Genomic DNA, 15,290 nt, shown 5'->3' with positions numbered 1-15,290 from the left:
GGAGACAGGTCCGATGAGCAGCGACGGGGGCAGCACGGCCCAGGTCAACGACCCCCAGGCGAAGAGCCTCCCGACGCTGGCCGGCACCGACCCGACCGCGCGGGTGCCGAAGTACTACGGGCTCAAGCGCCATCTGCTCCAGCTCACCGAGACCCAGCCCGCCGGTACCCCCGTTCCGCCCGAACGGGCGCTGGCGGCGCAGTTCGACACCTCGCGCACCACCGTCCGGCAGGCGCTCCAGGAGCTGGTGGTCGAGGGCCGGCTGGAGCGCATCCAGGGCAAGGGCACCTTCGTCGCCAAGCCCAAGGTGGCCCAGGCGCTCCAGCTCACCTCCTACACGGAGGACATGCGGGCCCAGGGCCTGGAGCCGACCTCCCGGCTGATCGAGATCGGCTACATCACCGCCGACGACCGGCTGGCCCCGCTGCTGGACATCAAGCCCGGCGGCCGGGTGCTGCGGATCGAACGGCTGCGGCTGGCCAACGGCGACCCGATGGCCATCGAGGTCGCCCACCTGTCCGCCAAGCGCTTCCCCGCCCTGCGCCGCAACCTGGCCAAGCACAACTCCCTGTACACGGCCCTGCGCGAGGTGTACGGGGTCACCGTGGCCGAGGCCGAGGAGACCATCGAGACCACCCTGGCCACCCCGCGCGAGGCCGGGCTGCTCGGCTCCGACCTCGGCCTGCCGATGCTCCAGCTCTCCCGGCACTCCTTCGACGCGGAAGGGGACCCGGTGGAGTGGGTCCGCTCGATCTACCGCGGCGACCGGTACAAGTTCATCACCCGGCTCAAGCGGCCGGAGTAACCGCGGCACTCCCCCTTCCTGCTCCCGGGCACCGGCGCACACGGCGTGCGTACCGGTGCCCGTTGCGTCGGCCCGGCAGGAAGTACGACAGGAAGCACGGCGGGAGGCGCGAGGTGTGTGGCCGGGGCGCGGGGCTCGTCCGGATGGCGTGAAATTCCGCCATTTCCATGACACGGGTCACACCATGCCCTAGATTGCGCAGCCGTACTGACTGCCGATCACCAGTGGTGCTGCTCGGCGGGCTCGTGGGGGTGTGCGACCCTCCGGGCTGCGGCGCCGACGGGGTGAGCCCTCCGAAGCGGAGCCGAACCATGTCGTCAGACCTCGATGCCACCGAACCTGTCATGCCCGAGCCACCCGAACCCGTCCCGGCGGTGACCCCGGAGCGGGTGCTGGCCGGACTCGCCCTGCTCGTACCGATCGTCGCGATGCTCTGGGTGTCCTCGTACGACAAGACCGGCCCCGCGGTCGGCGGGGTGCCCTTCTTCTACTGGTACCAGCTGCTCTGGGTGCCCGTCTCGGCCGTCTTCACCGTGGCCGCCTATCTGCTGGTCGACCGGGACGAGAAGGCCAGGAAGGCCGCCCGGAAGGCGGGTGACGCGCGATGAACGGCGTCAACGTACCCGCCCTGACCGTCTTCGTCCTCTTCTTCGTCCTGGTCACCGTGATGGGCTTCCTCGCCTCGCGCTGGCGCCGGGCCGACAACGCCCTGCACCTGGACGAGTGGGGCCTGGGCGGCCGCAGCTTCGGCACCTGGGTCACCTGGTTCCTGCTCGGCGGCGACCTCTACACCGCGTACACCTTCGTCGCCGTCCCGGCCGCGGTGTACGCGACCGGCGCGGCGGGCTTCTTCGCGGTGCCCTACACGATCGTCGCCTACCCGCTGGTCTTCCTCTTCCTGCCCCGGCTCTGGTCGGTCTCCCGGGTGCACGGCTACGTCACCCCGGCGGACTTCGTGCGCGGGCGGTACGGCTCCCGGCCGCTCTCCCTGGTGGTCGCGCTGACCGGCATCCTCGCCACCATGCCGTACATCGCCCTGCAACTGGTCGGCATCCAGGCGGTGCTGGACGTCCTGGGCGTCGGCGGCGGCGAGAACGCCAACTGGTTCGTCAAGGACCTGCCGCTGTTCCTCGCCTTCGGTGTGCTGGCCGCGTACACCTACTCCTCCGGACTGCGGGCGCCGGCGCTGATCGCCTTCGTCAAGGACACCCTGATCTACCTCGTGATCATCGTCGCGGTGATCTACATCCCGCTGCGGCTCGGCGGCTACGGGCACATCTTCGACGCGGCGGGCGAGAAGTTCGCCGCCTCCGGGTCGGCCGGCTCGCTGACGGTGCCCGGGAACAAGCAGTGGACGTACGCCACGCTGGCGCTCGGCTCGGCGATGGCGCTGTTCATGTACCCGCACTCGGTGACCGGCGTGCTCGCCTCCAGGTCCCGCAACACCGTGCGCCGCAACATGGCGATCATGCCCGCGTACTCGCTGATGCTGGGCCTGCTGGCACTGCTGGGCTTCATGGCGATCGCGGCCGGCGTCGGCAAGGGCGTCAAGGGCTACAACGCCCAGCTCTCCGTACCGCAGCTGTTCGAGGACATGTTCCCGGACTGGTTCACCGGCGTCGCCTTCGCGGCGATCGGCATCGGCGCGCTGGTGCCGGCCGCCATCATGTCGATCGCGGCGGCCAACCTGTTCACCCGCAACGTCTACAAGGAGTACCTGAGGCCCGCCGCCACCCCCGCCGACGAGACCAGGGTCGCCAAGACCGCCTCGCTGCTGGTGAAGGTCGGCGCGCTGGTCTTCGTGCTCACCATGGACAAGCAGGCGGCGATCAACCTCCAGCTGCTCGGCGGCCTGTGGATCCTGCAGACCTTCGTGTCGATCGTCGGCGGCCTGTTCACCCGCTGGTTCCACCACTGGGCGCTGTTCGCCGGCTGGGCGGCCGGCATGGTCTACGGCACCTGGCAGGCCTACGGCATCGCCGGCCCGGCCGCCAAGCACTTCGGCGGCAACGCGGCCGGGATCCCGGGCATCGGCGAGCTGGGCTACATCGGCCTGACCGCCTTCGTGCTCAACCTGCTGGTCTCGGTGGTGCTCACGCTGGCGCTGCGGGCGCTCAAGGCGCCCGAGGGCCCCGACGAGACCCACCCGGCCGACTACGGCGCCGAAACCGGCGACGAAGAGCTGAAGAAGGCGCCGGAGCCCGTGGCAGCGCACTGATACGCCCCACGCGCGCCCTGTGATCGCGCCGTCTTCTCCGTGAACACTGGAGAAGGCGGCGCGATCATATGTATGAACGGCCGTGCAGACCGGGCACCACCAGACCGGACCGGCGACCGGCCGGCAACTGATCGACCCACGGGGAGCAGCGGCGATGGCAGAACTCGGCACCACCCTCAACGGTCAGCACCAGTCCACCTACCCTCCCGGTACACCGCACGGTGTCCACGGCACCTACCCCGCCCACGGCGCACCGGGCACCGCACCGGCCGCGGTCACCCGGCTGCCGTCCGTGCTGATCGCCACCCGGCACGGCGAGTCCACCGCCAACGTGGAGTTCCAGCTGGCCGAGGCGGTGGGCGCGTTGAGCGTGCCGATCAGCTGCCGGGACGCGGACATCCCGCTCTCGATGCAGGGCCAGCAGCAGGCCCAGGCGCTCGGCCGCTGGTGGGCCGGGCTGCCCAGCGCCGACCGCCCGCGCAGCGTCTGGTGTTCCCCGTACGTGCGCACCGCCGAGACCGCCCGGATCGCGCTCGCCCAGGCCGCCGGGCTCGGCGCGGTGCCGGTCTCGCTCGCCGTCCGCTACGACGAGCGGCTGCGCGACCGCGAGCTGGGCGTGCTGGAGATGCTGCCCAAGACGGCGATCGAGACCACGTACCCGGCGGAGGCGGCCAGACGCCGCAAGATGGGCGAGCTGTACTACCGCCCGCCCGGCGGCGAGTCCTGGGCGGACGTGGCGCTGCGGATGCGCAGTCTGCTGCGCGACCTGTGCGAGGAGGAGGCCGGACGGCCGGTCCTGGTGGTCGCGCACGACTGCCCGGTGCTGATGCTCCGCTTCGCGCTGGACCGGCTGACGGAGGCGCAGTTGACCGCGCTGGAGCCGGTGCGCAACTGCTCCACCAGCCTCTGGCGCGCCGAGGGCGGACGGCTGCGGCCGGCGCACTGGAACGACACCGGGCACCTGGGCGGTGAGGGGTGACGGCCGGTCAGCGGCCGACCGGCTCGGCGAAACAGCGGCGGTAGGCCAGCGGGGTCGTCCCCAGCCGGCGCCCGAAGTGGTGCCGCAGGGTGGCCGCGTTGCCGAAGCCGCAGCGGGCCGCGATCGCGTCGACCGGCTCGGCGGTGGACTCCAGCAGCCGCTGGGCGAGCAGCAGCCGCTGCCCGACCAGCCAGCGGTGCGGGGTGGTCCCGGTCTCCTGCTGGAAGCGACGGGCGAAGGTGCGCGGCGACATGTGCGCCCGGGCGGCCAACTGCTCCACGGTGGACTCCTGGTCCAGGTGGTGGCGCATCCAGTCGAGCAGCGGGGCCAGCGAGTCGCCGTCGCCCCCGGGCAGCGGCCGGGACACGAACTGCGCCTGCCCGCCCTCCCGGTGCGGCGCCACCACCATCCGGCGGGCGATCCCCCGGGCCACCTCGGCGCCCTGGAGCCGGCGGACCAGGTGCAGGCAGGCGTCGATGCCGGCCGCCGTCCCGGCCGAGGTGATCACCGGGTCGTCGTCCACGTAGAGCACGTCCGGCTCGACCCGGGTACGCGGGAAGCGCCGGGCCAGCTCCTCGGTGTGCCGCCAGTGCGTGGTGGAGCGGCGGCCGTCCAGCAGCCCGGCGGCGCCGAGCACGAAGGCGCCGCTGCAGATGGAGAGCGTCCGGGCGCCGCCCTCGACGGCCGCCCGGACGGCGTCCACCAGCGGCTCCGGGTACCGCGGCCGCACCCCGGTCGCGGTGACGATCACCAGGTCGGCCCCGGCGAGGCGCTCCGGACCGTGCGGCACGTCGACCGAGAAGCCGGCGTGCGTGCGGTGCGGACCGGGGCGGGCGCCCGCGATGGCGAAGTCGTACGCAGGCAGACCGTCGTCGCTGCGGTCCAGGCCGAAGACCTCGCAGGCCACCCCGAGCTCGAACGGGTGCAGCTCCTCCAGCACCACGGCGACCACGTTCTTCAGCATGCCGCCCAGAATGCCCCCGCGAGGGGGCCGCGGGGAAGGGCCTGGGTGGCAGGATTTCGACGGGATGGGGCGTTCCTGCCACTCGCGGCCACCTGGGGACGCGGCGAGAGTGGAGCCATGGACTCCGACACGCTCGCGAGCGCCCTCGCCCTGGTCGGTGCCGTCGGCGGGTTCGGCCTGCTCGGCACCCTGATCGGGCGGGACCTCACCCGCAACGGCACCGGCCGCGACAACTGGCACCGCCCCGGCGGCTACCCCGCCGACCCGGCAGGGCCCGACCGGCTGTACGGCACCATGCCGGCCGCCTCCCTGCGCCCCTCCGCCGACCCCGCCACCGGTCCCGCCACCGACCTCTCCCCCGGCGCCGCCGGCCTCCCCGGCGGCCCGCCGACCCCGCACCGCTCCGCTCCGGCGGGCTCCGGCACACTGGCCGGATGGACATCGTCATCCGCCCGGCCCGCGAAGAGGACCTCGAAGACGCCGGCCGCATCACCGTCGAGGCCTTCGTCGGCGACGGCTACACCTCGCCCGAAAGCCGGTACGTCGACCTCCTGCGCGACACCGCCCGTCGGGCCCGGGAGGCCGAGCTCCTCGTCGCGGTCGACGCGGCCGAGGGACGGGTCCTCGGCTCCGTGACCTTCGCGGTCGGCGGCACCGAGTGGGCCGACATAGCCGCCCCGCACGAGGGCGAGATCCGGATGCTCGCGACCGCCGCCGCGGCCCGCGGCCGGGGCGTCGGCGAGAGCCTGGTCCGGGCCGCCATCGCCCGCAGCCGCGAGCTGGGCCTGGCCGGCATGGCCTTCTCCACCCGCCCCGAGATGAAGGCCGCCCACCGGATCTACGAACGCGTCGGCTTCCACCGCACCCCGGGCCGCGACTGGTCCCCGTACCCGGGCATGGACCTGATGGTGTACAGCCTGGCGTTCTGAGCGGCCCCGGGACGCACCCTGCGGGCACCGGTCACCGCTTGTCGTATCCCGGCGCCACGTAGATGGTGTACTGCCCGTGCTCTCCGCTCTTCACCACGGCGGCCACCCGGTATCCGGCGGCCTTCAGCGTGGGCTGGATCGCCTTGTCCGTGGCGGCGGTCTGGGTGAAGTCCAGCACCACCACCTTCCACTCGTGCGCCTCGATGCCGGCCTGGATGGCGGGCACCCCGGACTGCTGCCGGCCGGTGGCCGGATCCCGGCGGAACACCGCCACCAGGTCGTGCCACTGCTGCCAGGTGCTCTGCTCGCGCAGGTAGTACGCGGGAACGTTGTAGTTCTCGACCAGGTACCGGTCGTCGCCCTTGACGATGTACGGCTCCAGCGTGGCGACGAAGGACTTCGAGTTCGACCACTCGCCGAACATCTCCCGGCCCTGGGCCGCGCCCTCCCAGGCGAGCGGGCCGACCACCAGGGCCGCGGCCGCGATCCCCGCCGTGAGGTGGAACCGCCGCTTCAGCCACAGGACCGTACGGGCCAGGACCGCGCCCGCCACGATGCAGGCGAACCAGGCTCCGAAGTCGACGTGCTTCTGCAGCGACAGCCAGGTGTGGATGCGGATCTGGTTCACCGGCGCGAGCAGCCCCGCGACCAGCAGCAACGCCGCCAGCCAGAACCCCGGCCACGCGTCGTCGCCGCCGCGCCGCCGCGCGACCACCAGTTGTGCCACCACTCCGATCAGCGCCACCACCAGCAGCGCGCCGACCCAGCGGGCCGCTTCCCCGGCCACGTACGAGTAGGCGTCGTGGCCTGGGGCGCGCTTGAGCGTGGTGTGGTTGAAGCCGCTGATGTAGCGCTCGCCGGCCAGCAGGGCCGCCGCGCCCACCGCCGCCACGAAGGCGAGCAGGACCAGCACACCGCGCCGCCACCGTGCCCAGGCGCGCAGCGAGCCGCCCGCCCCGGCCAGCACCGCCGTACCGACCACCACCGGGACCCAGAGCAGCGCCGCGTACTTGGTGCAGCCGGCCAGGGCCAGCAGCAGGCCGGAGGACACCAGGCTGGGGTATCCGCCGCCGGTGGCCGAGCGCACCGCGAGGTACCCGGCCCAGGCGAGCAGCGCCAGCGCCATCGCGTCGTAGGTGGCCAGCCCGCCCAGGAACTGGGTGGGCCCGAGCGCGGCGAAGGCCGCCGCCGCGCAGAAGGCCGCCGGCGAGCCGTACAGCCGCCGGGTGGCCAGGTGGACGGCCACGGTGGCGGAGAGCATGAAGGCCAGGCTCAGCAGCCGGGTGCCGGTCAGCCCGCCGGCCATGTCGGCCAGCGCCACGACCACGGGGTAGATCAGCGGGGATCCGGAGAAGAAGGTCTCGTACGTCGCCACCGGGGTGCCGTGGCGCAGGTTCGCGATCTCCTGGTAGCCGGAGTAGATGTAGGTGCCCTCGTCGATGAAGGCGGTGTTGCTGCGGATCAGGTGGTACGACAGCGCGCCCTGGACCAGCAGGACCGCCAGCAGCGGCAGCCAGTCGGCCCGTAGCCCCGGCCGGGGCGGGTGCGGCACCCGGGCCGCGGCGGGCTTGCGGCGCCTGCGGTCGGCCGGGTACGGCTGCGCCGGCATCACGGTCCCGCGCCCGCGGTCACCGGGGCCGGCGCCACCGGCCGGCCGGGCCCCGGCGGGGGCCAGTACGGGCCGCCGGGTGGACTCGGGCCGGATCCAGCGGCCGTCCGCGCTCATCAGTACTGCTCCTCATCTCGGGCTTCGCGTCCGGTCCGCGCCCGGGGGCACGATGTGTTCCGGGGCGCGCGGCAGCCGCCGCCCGCACCACCGGGGCGGTGGCGCGGGGCGACCGCGGGACGTTCTCGGGGCCGCTCGACCCGGCCGGAGACGGGGGCCGGGCGGCGGCTCAGCCAGTGAGCCAGGAGGCCGTCGGCGGGGTGGCCGGCGGCGAGCTCGGGCCGGCGACGATCTTGACGATGTCGGCCTCGGGCAGCACCTGGTCCCAGGTCTGGATGTCGGCGACGGCGCCGTGCCAGGGGTCGCTCCACTGCGAGTTGGAGCTGAGCCGCCCGATCTGCAGCGTGTTGGCGCCGCTCGGCGGCACGCCGGGCGACTTGGCGGAGGACTGCGGGGCACCGTTGACGTACAGGGTGATCTGGCCGGACGGGTCGTCGTACACCCCGGTCAGCAGGACCCACTGATTGACCGTCGCGTCGCCCTTGGACCAGGCCACCGCGGAACCGCCGCCGGGCACCTGGACCTTGAAGTACCAGAGGTCGCGCCCGTTGTTGTTCGCCCGGCCCAGCGAGTACGAGTAGTACTGGCCGTCGCCCTGGCTGACCGCGCTGCGGTTGCCGTTCGGCAGGTCGACCAGCACCCGGGCGGAGACGGTGAAGCTCTTGTTCACGTCGACGACCTGGGAGGAGGTCTGGGCGAAGGAGTCCTGGCCGCTGGGCAGCTTGAGGACCTGCCCGGAGAAGCCGGGCATCGTCCCCTGCTTGGCCTCGGCGCCCAGGTTCAGTGCGGCCGTGCCCTTCTTCGCCGGAAGGCTGCCGACGGTCGGCGGGCTGTCGATGCCCTTGGCCGGAGGGGCGCTCGCCGACGACACCGGACCGGCCGACCCGGAGGCGGACGCGCTCACCGCGCCGATGCTCGGTCCCGAGGCCGTCGGCTTGCCGTTGTCGTCGGAACCGTGCTTGAAGAACAGGAAGCCCGCACCGGCCGCGGCAACGACCACGACGGCCGTCAGCGCGCCGATCAGCTGGAGCCGGCGGCGGCGCTTGGCGTCCTTCTCGTTCCGCTCCGCCAGGGCCGCCCAGTCCGGTGTGCCACCGAAGGACTGCGGCTGCGGGAAACCTGCCTGCTGCTGCCACTGCGGGCCGGGCTGGACCGGCTGCGGGACCACCGCCCCGGGCGGGACGGGGCCGGACTGAACCGCCCCCGACTGGCCCGGCTGCGGTACCAGCGGGACCGGCTGGGAGACCGGACGGGGCGTCACCGGCTGGGGCTGCTGCCGGGGTACGCCGGGCGGCGGACCGAACCCGGCGACGGGCCCGAAGGCACCGCCCGGAGGCTGCGGCGGCAGACCGGGGGCCTGGGCCCCTCCGGCCGGTGCCTGCTGCGGTGGCGTCCCGGCGGGCTGGCCCGGCTCGCCACTCGGTACCGGTCGATCGCTCATGGTGGGGAATGCTAGGGCATCCGCCCCGCCACGCCCATGGGGGGTGCGCGGACGAAACGTTGCGGCTTCCCCCGGGCCGACCCGACGTCCGCCCTACGCAAGCCCGTTGTACGGAAGCCGCCAGCGCTGCGAGACCACGTCGGCACACGGTTTGAGGACGGCCGGCGTACCGTCCGCGAGGACGCCCCCGGCGGTCGCCAGGCACAACCCCGACTCCTGGTGCAGCAGGCGCTGACCCGCCCCCGCCACCCAGCGCTGCGCGGACCCGCCGGTGCACTCGGCCAGTATCACGCCTCCGCGTTCGGCCGGCGCCAGACAGGCCGCTCCCCCGCGCACCGAACCGTCGTTCCCCACCGTCCAGTTGGTCGAGACGGCCTGGTCCCCGCAGGACCCGACGGTCACCGGGGTGCCCGCGATCCCGCCGCCGCCGTGCCGCAGGCAGATCCCGGGCGCACCGGCCGGGATCTCGCCGGCCGGCAGGCCGACCCGGTTGTGGAACGCGAACGACTCGCTGCGCAGGCCGGTGCCGCCGCTCCAGACCTCGAAGCCCGCCTGCACCCGGCACAGGTAGGACTCCTTCGGGACGTATCCGCGCGCCATGGCGTCGGCGGTGAACAGCCGCAGGTTGAGGCCGCGCGTGGTGTGGGTCGGCGCTGTGCGCACGTAACTGATCACGCTGTGCGGGCCGGTGATCGGCGCCTGGAACACGTTGTAGGCGGCGTCCCCGACGGTCTGGGCGTCCGTCACCTTGGCCCCGGCCGGCTTGACGTTGTCGGTGGCGTCCAGCCAGATCATCACCTCGGCACTCTCCCCCGGCAGGCAGTTGTCCGGGCTGGAGCCGTACCAGAGGTCGAAGGAGAGGTTGAAGGAGCCGCTCACCCGGCCGTTGGCGTCCCAGTCGGCGGTCGCGTCGCCCAGCGCGCTGACCGGGACGGGCAGTCCACTCGCGCCGGGGGCGGTGGAGATGTTGGGGTAGGCGCCCGGGGCCAGCGGGTTGTGCGGGACGAAGTCGCGCACCTGGGTCACCGTGAAGCCGGTGCCCCCGGAGGCGTCCAGGCAGACGGTGCCGGCGGTGTTCCACGGGTTCGGTTCGAGGATCTTCGTCCCACCGTCGACCTGCAGCTTGGGGAAGGGGTTCTGCGCGGACGAGCACAGCCCCTGCGCGGACGGCCGCCCCGCTTCGGGTGACTCCTCGCCGCCCGGCGGTCGCGTCGAGGCCCCGAACCCGCCACCGCAGCCGACCAGCAGTGCGGCGGCCGCGCAGAACGCGGCGACCGCCCGCAGTCTTCGCGCCGGCCGTCCGGCGGTACCGTCCACGACGCTCATCACTCTTCCTCTGAACCGTTCTCGCTCGCCGGGCGACAACCGTACACAGGTGCTCCGCCCGCACCCGGTCCACGTCACGATCGGAACTCGATATCGGTTCCGTATGGCCGGCGGAAGAGGGGGGAGAGAATTCAGGACGGCCGGTCCCGTACGATCCTGCCGTCCCCGCGCTGACCGTACGACAACGGCTGCCGGGCGGGATAGGTTCAGATCAATTCGGCTTCCGGGGGAGTAGAGCCACGTGACTGTCACCGAGGGCACCCGTCTCGCGGGCAGCCGCAGGGCACCCGTCTCGCGCCGGCGCAGCCGCCGGGACCCGGCCGCCCGCAGTCAGTGGGGCCTGTTGCCGCAGCCGCCGGACAACACCGAGAAGTACACCTACGCCCGCAGCCGGCTGTGGATCCTCACCTGCTTCTCCCTCATCAGCTTCGCCTGCATGGTGGCCAGCGAGATCGGCCTGCTCAGCGCGACGCCGTGGTTCCTCCTCTTCGTCCCGCCGCTGGCCTTCACCATCGTCTACTACCTCATCTCCCGCTGGGTGCACGGCTTCAACGAGACCTTCGACCTCGCGGCGCACCGCGCGCTGGTGAAGGACTGGCGCCCGGAGCACTACCCGACCGTCGACATCTTCCTGCCCGTCGCCGGTGAGCCGATCGAGGTCCTGCACAACACCTGGACCCACGTCGCCCGGCTGCGGGACCAGTACCCGGGCGAGGTCACGCCCTACGTCCTCGACGACAGCAACAGCCCGCAACTCGCTCAGATGGCGGTCGATTTCGAGTTCGTCTACGGCACCAGAAACAAGCTGGGCTGGTTCAAGAAGGCCGGGAACCTCCAGTTCGGCTTCCGCAACTCCGACAGCGAGTACGTCCTCATCCTGGACGCCGACTTCGCCCCCCGGCCGGACCTGCTGACCGAGATGCTCCCCTACATGGCGGCCAACCCCCGCCTCGGCATCATCCAGTCGCCTCAGTTCTTCCGCATCCTGGACACCCAGAACTGGATCGAGCGCGGCGCGGGCGCCGTCCAGGAGCTGTTCTACCGGACCGTCCAGGTCTCCCGGCAGCGCAACAACGGCGCGATCTGCGTCGGCAGTTGCGCCGTCTACCGGCGGGCCGCCCTGGAGGAGAACGGCGGCACCACGCTGATCGGGCACTCCGAGGACGTGCACACCGGCTTCGACCTGCGCCGGCTCGGCTGGGACCTGCAGTACATTCCGATCGCCCTGGCGGCCGGGGTCTGCCCGGACAACGTCGGCGGCTTCTTCAACCAGCAGTACCGCTGGTGCACCGGGTCGATGAGCCTGCTGGGCAGCCGCAAGTTCTGGGAGACCAAGCTGCGGCCGGTCACCCGGGCCTGCTACCTGTCCGGGTTCTTCTACTACATCCACACCGCGCTGTTCACCCTCGTCTCCCCGCTCATCCCGATCGTGCTGCTGCTGGCCAGACCCGACCTGATCCGCTGGCAGAACACCATGCTGGTGCTGCCCGGCCTGCTCTACGCGACCGTCGTCTTCCCGCTCTGGCACCGCAACCCCTACCGGCTGGAGGCCTGGGCCGCCCGCATGATGTACGGCTGGGCGCACGTCTTCGCCATCTGGGACATCGTGCGCCGCAACCGGATGGCCTGGCAGCCGACCGGCTCCAGCGGGGCCAAGAAGAACAAGACCCGGCGGTTCTGGATCGGCATGACCGTCTGGAGCGGCGGGACGGCCGTGCTCTGGGTCGGCATCGGCATATGGCGGATGCTCACGATGGGCCCGCTCAACTTCACCCTCGTCCTCGCGTCCGGTCTCTTCTACGCGACCATCGTGGGCCGGGTCCTCGTCCAACCGCGCCCCACGGAAGCTGTGTGATCGCCATGTCCGCCCACCCCCGACGGGCCGGCCGGTACCGTCGGCTGACGCTCCCACTGCTGACGGCCGCACTGCTGCTCGTCACCGCCTGCGGCCCCGAGGACCCGGGCTTCGCGATGCAGGACACCGAGGACCTCGCCCAGCCCGCGCCGGCCGCCGCCGCCACCCCCGCCGCCGCCACCCCCGGCGCCGCCACCCCGAACGCGTCGGGCGCCCCGAGCGCGCCGGCGAAGCCGAAGGCCGTCCCGGTCGGCGTCCCGTACGACGTCACCCCGCTGCTCAAGCCGGCCGGCAAGTACCTGGGCGCCGCGCTGCCCGACGTGCCCGGCTCGATGGACGCGCTGGCCCCCTACACCGCCGCGATCGGCAAACAGCCGAACGTCCTGGAGTACTACGCCCACTGGCGGGGCGGCTTCGACACCGCGGGAGTCCGCCGGATCTACGAGGCCGGGGCCCTGCCCTACATGGCGTGGGAGCCGCTCGACCACTCGCTGGCGGGGATCGCGGCCGGCGAGACCGACGACTACGTCCGGGGCGTGGCCAAGGCCGTGGCCAGGCTCGACCTGCCCATCGCCGTCAGCATCGCGCACGAGATGAACGGCGACTGGTACCCGTGGGGGCGGCAGGCCGCCAGCCCTGAGGACTTCGTCGCGGCCTGGCGCCACGTCCACGACATCTTCGACCGGGCCGGCGCGACCAATGTCATCTGGGTCTGGAGCCCGAACATCACCGACCCCGCGCCCAACACCCGGCTGGCGCCGTACTACCCCGGCGACACCTACGTCGACTGGGCCGGCATGACCGGCTACTTCACCCGCACCGGCCCGAAGACCTTCGACACCCTGTACGGGCCCACCATGGCCGAGATCCGCACCTTCAGCAAGAAGCCCTTCTTCATCAGCGAGACCGCCTCGGAGCAGGGCAAACGCCAGCGCGCGGACATAGACCAGCTCTTCTCCGGCCTCGAAGCGCACGACGACGTCATCGGCTTCGTCTGGTTCAACATCGTCAAGCGGGCGGACTGGCGCGTCGAGGCCGTCCCGGACACCCTCGCCGCCTTCAGGCAACGCGTGGCCGACCCCCGCTACGGCTTCGACATCAGGAACCCACGATGAGCGCGGCCTCCGAGCCACCCCTGACCCCGGACAGCCCCGTCCCTGCCCCCGGCGGCACCGCGACGCGCGCCGGGAGCAGCCGCCCCCGGCCGGACGCGGACACCCTGCCCCGGCCCGCCGCCGAGCGGGGCACCGCCGCCCCCGAGGACGACAACCAGGCCGTCGAGCTGGCGCCGTACACCATCCCGCAGGTCCCCGCGATCGGCTGGGACCCGGCCCCCAGCCCCCGGCGCCGCTGGATAGCCCGCGGTCTGCTGCTCGCCGTGCTGATCGTCCAGGCCGCGCTCTCGCTGCGCCTGCTGGCCGCCGCGCACCCCGACGAGGCCGCGACCATGGTGGCCGGCCGCCAGCAGCTCGCCCACCTGCTGCACGGCACCGCCGTCACCTCCGACCTGGTCGGCCGGACACCCGGCTCGCCCTGGCTGTACCCGCCGCTGGCCGGCGCCGCCGCCAACGCCAACGGCATCTTCGGCGCCCGGGTACTCAGTCTCTGCTTCGCCCTGCTGACCACCGTGCTGCTGTACTCGCTGACCCGCCGGCTCTTCAACGAGCGGGTGGCCATCTGCTCCATCGCCGCCTACGCGGTGGTGCAGTCGACCGTCGTCGTCGGCTTCTACGCCGCCCCCGAGGCGCCGGCCGTTCTTCTGGTCGCCCTCGCGGCCTGGATCACGGTGTTCACCGCCCGCCGCCCGGTGGCCCTGGTCCTGCTCGCCGCACCGGCCGCCGCCCTCGCCTGCGCGGTCGCGTACGCCTCGACGCTCGCCATGCCCGCCCTGGCCGCCCTCGCGCTGGCCACCGCCTGGCCGCACCGGCGGCTCGGCCCGGCCGCCCTGCGCGCGCTGCTGCTCGCCGCCGGCACGGCCGGCGCGCTGCTCCCCTTCGGCGTACTCGGCACGATCGCGGGATGGTCCCCGGCCCGCGGCCAGGCCGGCCGCACGGTCGGCGGGATCCTCCTGGACACCGTCCAGTGGGGCGGCCTGTTCACCGTCCTGGCGGTGGCCGGCACGATCGCCTACGTCCGCCGCGAGCAGATGCACGAGTCCCCGGAGAACGGCGGCGTCACCACCACCCGGGCCCAGCGCGCGCTGCTGGGCACCGCGCTGACCGCCACCGCGCTGCTGGTCCCGGCGATCCACCTGGCGCTGGGCTCCTCCGGGGCGATGTTCCGCCACCTCGGCTTCGGGATGCTGCTCGCCGCCCCGCTGGCCGGGGTCGGCCTCACCCGGCTGGTCGGCGCGCACTTCCGCCACCCGCAGCTGGGCATCCTGGTGTGGGTCGCCCTGCTCGCGCTGGGCCTCGAACAGTCCGCGCTGCGCTACCAGAACGGGCCAGACTCCGGGCGGCTGCTCGCCGTCCTGCGGGTGCACGCCGAACCACAGGGCCGCTACCTCACCGAGGTCGACGGACTCGCCGAGTACTACCTGGGCACCGTCAGTACACCTGAGCAGTGGGTCTCGGCGCGCAACGGGACCGACTACCGGGACGCCGCCGGGGTGCAGCACCACGGCGACGACGGCAGCGCGGCCGCCATCCGGGACGGCTGGTTCACCATGGTCGTCCTCGACAGCACCGCGCCGGCTGCCACGGACCGCGCCCTGGCGGCCGCTCTGGCCGCCGGCGGACAGTACCGGCTGATCGCCCAGTTCACCTCGCCGACGGGCGACTCCAGCACCTACAAGGTCTACCTGAAGCACTGACGCCCCGCCGAGCCTGTCCGGGCTCGCGACACGACGGCCACAACATATGGTGCCGCCACAGTCGACCGCCACTAGATGTATGCTCACTCCTGCTGTCGACGCAGGGGAACCCGGTGCGAGTCCGGGACTGCCCCGCAGCGGTGTGCGGGCCTCTGGAAGCAGGGCCCGCGAGTCCGAGTACCTGCCGGCGGCGTGCCACCGGCCTCCCCGCAGAGGCCCCGAAGCACTGCACCAC

Annotated in this window: 12 protein-coding genes and 1 riboswitch; of the genes, 8 read left to right on the top strand and 4 right to left on the bottom strand. The window is 72.9% G+C overall.

Annotation, left to right across the window (positions count from 1 at the left end; all coding sequences use genetic code 11):
* Positions 1–13 precede the first annotated feature (13 nt).
* From ACIP82_RS21480 to ACIP82_RS21465, 4 genes are all read left to right on the top strand, one after another.
* Positions 14–805 (top strand): GntR family transcriptional regulator, encoded by a 792-nt coding sequence (locus tag ACIP82_RS21480; protein WP_363604693.1) that lies wholly within the window; start codon positions 14–16, stop codon positions 803–805.
* Positions 806–1,149: 344 nt separating this feature from the next.
* A complete protein-coding gene (locus ACIP82_RS21475) occupies positions 1,150–1,413 on the top strand; it encodes a DUF3311 domain-containing protein (protein WP_363604692.1) in 264 nt (87 codons plus the stop codon).
* The gene (gene mctP, locus ACIP82_RS21470) at positions 1,410–3,023 is read left to right on the top strand and encodes a monocarboxylate uptake permease MctP (RefSeq protein WP_363604690.1); all 1,614 of its coding nucleotides are present in this window, start codon (positions 1,410–1,412) and stop codon (positions 3,021–3,023) included. The genes ACIP82_RS21475 and mctP overlap by 4 nt, the downstream gene beginning before the upstream one ends.
* Positions 3,024–3,177: 154 nt before the next feature.
* Positions 3,178–4,002 carry a histidine phosphatase family protein gene (locus tag ACIP82_RS21465; protein WP_363604689.1) on the top strand — a complete coding sequence of 275 codons (825 nt, stop codon included), beginning with the start codon at positions 3,178–3,180 and terminating at the stop codon, positions 4,000–4,002.
* A gap of 7 nt (positions 4,003–4,009) precedes the next feature.
* Here the strand turns inward: ACIP82_RS21465 and ACIP82_RS21460 are convergent, their stop codons facing one another.
* Positions 4,010–4,966: a helix-turn-helix domain-containing protein gene (locus ACIP82_RS21460; protein ID WP_363604688.1), complete on the bottom strand. Its 957-nt coding sequence runs from the start codon at positions 4,964–4,966 to the stop codon at positions 4,010–4,012.
* A gap of 434 nt (positions 4,967–5,400) precedes the next feature.
* Between ACIP82_RS21460 and ACIP82_RS21455 the strand changes: the two genes are divergently transcribed.
* A complete protein-coding gene (locus tag ACIP82_RS21455; RefSeq protein ID WP_363604686.1) occupies positions 5,401–5,895 on the top strand; it encodes a GNAT family N-acetyltransferase in 495 nt (164 codons plus the stop codon).
* A gap of 31 nt (positions 5,896–5,926) precedes the next feature.
* Here the strand turns inward: ACIP82_RS21455 and ACIP82_RS21450 are convergent, their stop codons facing one another.
* The 3 genes from ACIP82_RS21450 to ACIP82_RS21440 all read right to left on the bottom strand — a co-directional run bounded on the left by ACIP82_RS21450 (position 5,927) and on the right by ACIP82_RS21440 (position 10,388).
* Positions 5,927–7,621, bottom strand: coding sequence for a hypothetical protein (locus tag ACIP82_RS21450; protein WP_363604685.1), 1,695 nt, complete (start codon positions 7,619–7,621; stop codon positions 5,927–5,929).
* Positions 7,622–7,790: 169 nt separating this feature from the next.
* Positions 7,791–9,062: a LamG-like jellyroll fold domain-containing protein gene (locus tag ACIP82_RS21445; protein ID WP_363604683.1), complete on the bottom strand. Its 1,272-nt coding sequence runs from the start codon at positions 9,060–9,062 to the stop codon at positions 7,791–7,793.
* A gap of 93 nt (positions 9,063–9,155) precedes the next feature.
* Complete coding sequence (locus tag ACIP82_RS21440) at positions 9,156–10,388, bottom strand: ricin-type beta-trefoil lectin domain protein (RefSeq protein ID WP_400655211.1); 1,233 nt, start codon at positions 10,386–10,388, stop codon at positions 9,156–9,158.
* Positions 10,389–10,824: 436 nt separating this feature from the next.
* Here ACIP82_RS21440 and ACIP82_RS21435 point away from each other — a divergent pair, with 436 nt between their 5' ends.
* From ACIP82_RS21435 to ACIP82_RS21425, 3 genes are read left to right on the top strand one after another with little or no spacing between them, the layout of a single operon-like run.
* Positions 10,825–12,243, top strand: coding sequence for a glycosyltransferase family 2 protein (locus tag ACIP82_RS21435; RefSeq protein ID WP_363604901.1), 1,419 nt, complete (start codon positions 10,825–10,827; stop codon positions 12,241–12,243).
* Positions 12,244–12,248: 5 nt separating this feature from the next.
* Positions 12,249–13,358, top strand: coding sequence for a glycoside hydrolase family 26 protein (locus ACIP82_RS21430; RefSeq protein WP_400655263.1), 1,110 nt, complete (start codon positions 12,249–12,251; stop codon positions 13,356–13,358).
* A complete protein-coding gene (locus ACIP82_RS21425; protein ID WP_363604681.1) occupies positions 13,355–15,055 on the top strand; it encodes a glycosyltransferase family 39 protein in 1,701 nt (566 codons plus the stop codon). The genes ACIP82_RS21430 and ACIP82_RS21425 overlap by 4 nt, the downstream gene beginning before the upstream one ends.
* A gap of 72 nt (positions 15,056–15,127) precedes the next feature.
* Positions 15,128–15,259: riboswitch (cobalamin riboswitch) on the top strand.
* Positions 15,260–15,290 lie beyond the last annotated feature (31 nt).

Origin of the sequence: Kitasatospora sp. NPDC088548, from assembly GCF_044753005.1 — a bacterium.
Lineage (GTDB): Bacteria > Actinomycetota > Actinomycetes > Streptomycetales > Streptomycetaceae > Kitasatospora.
Note: the sequence above shows the minus strand (reverse complement) of the source record. Positions and strands in the feature narration are given on the sequence as shown.

Bases quoted from the DNA above. Each gene is read 5' to 3' on its own strand.
- ACIP82_RS21480 (WP_363604693.1), top strand. From the start codon at position 14: ATGAGCAGCGACGGGGGCAGCACGGCCCAGGTCAACGACCCCCAGGCG.
- ACIP82_RS21475 (WP_363604692.1), top strand. From the start codon at position 1,150: ATGCCCGAGCCACCCGAACCCGTCCCGGCGGTGACCCCGGAGCGGGTG.
- mctP (WP_363604690.1), top strand. From the start codon at position 1,410: ATGAACGGCGTCAACGTACCCGCCCTGACCGTCTTCGTCCTCTTCTTC.
- ACIP82_RS21465 (WP_363604689.1), top strand. From the start codon at position 3,178: ATGGCAGAACTCGGCACCACCCTCAACGGTCAGCACCAGTCCACCTAC.
- ACIP82_RS21460 (WP_363604688.1), bottom strand. From the start codon at position 4,966: ATGCTGAAGAACGTGGTCGCCGTGGTGCTGGAGGAGCTGCACCCGTTC.
- ACIP82_RS21455 (WP_363604686.1), top strand. From the start codon at position 5,401: ATGGACATCGTCATCCGCCCGGCCCGCGAAGAGGACCTCGAAGACGCC.
- ACIP82_RS21450 (WP_363604685.1), bottom strand. From the start codon at position 7,621: ATGAGCGCGGACGGCCGCTGGATCCGGCCCGAGTCCACCCGGCGGCCC.
- ACIP82_RS21445 (WP_363604683.1), bottom strand. From the start codon at position 9,062: ATGAGCGATCGACCGGTACCGAGTGGCGAGCCGGGCCAGCCCGCCGGG.
- ACIP82_RS21440 (WP_400655211.1), bottom strand. From the start codon at position 10,388: ATGAGCGTCGTGGACGGTACCGCCGGACGGCCGGCGCGAAGACTGCGG.
- ACIP82_RS21435 (WP_363604901.1), top strand. From the start codon at position 10,825: ATGGTGGCCAGCGAGATCGGCCTGCTCAGCGCGACGCCGTGGTTCCTC.
- ACIP82_RS21430 (WP_400655263.1), top strand. From the start codon at position 12,249: ATGTCCGCCCACCCCCGACGGGCCGGCCGGTACCGTCGGCTGACGCTC.
- ACIP82_RS21425 (WP_363604681.1), top strand. From the start codon at position 13,355: ATGAGCGCGGCCTCCGAGCCACCCCTGACCCCGGACAGCCCCGTCCCT.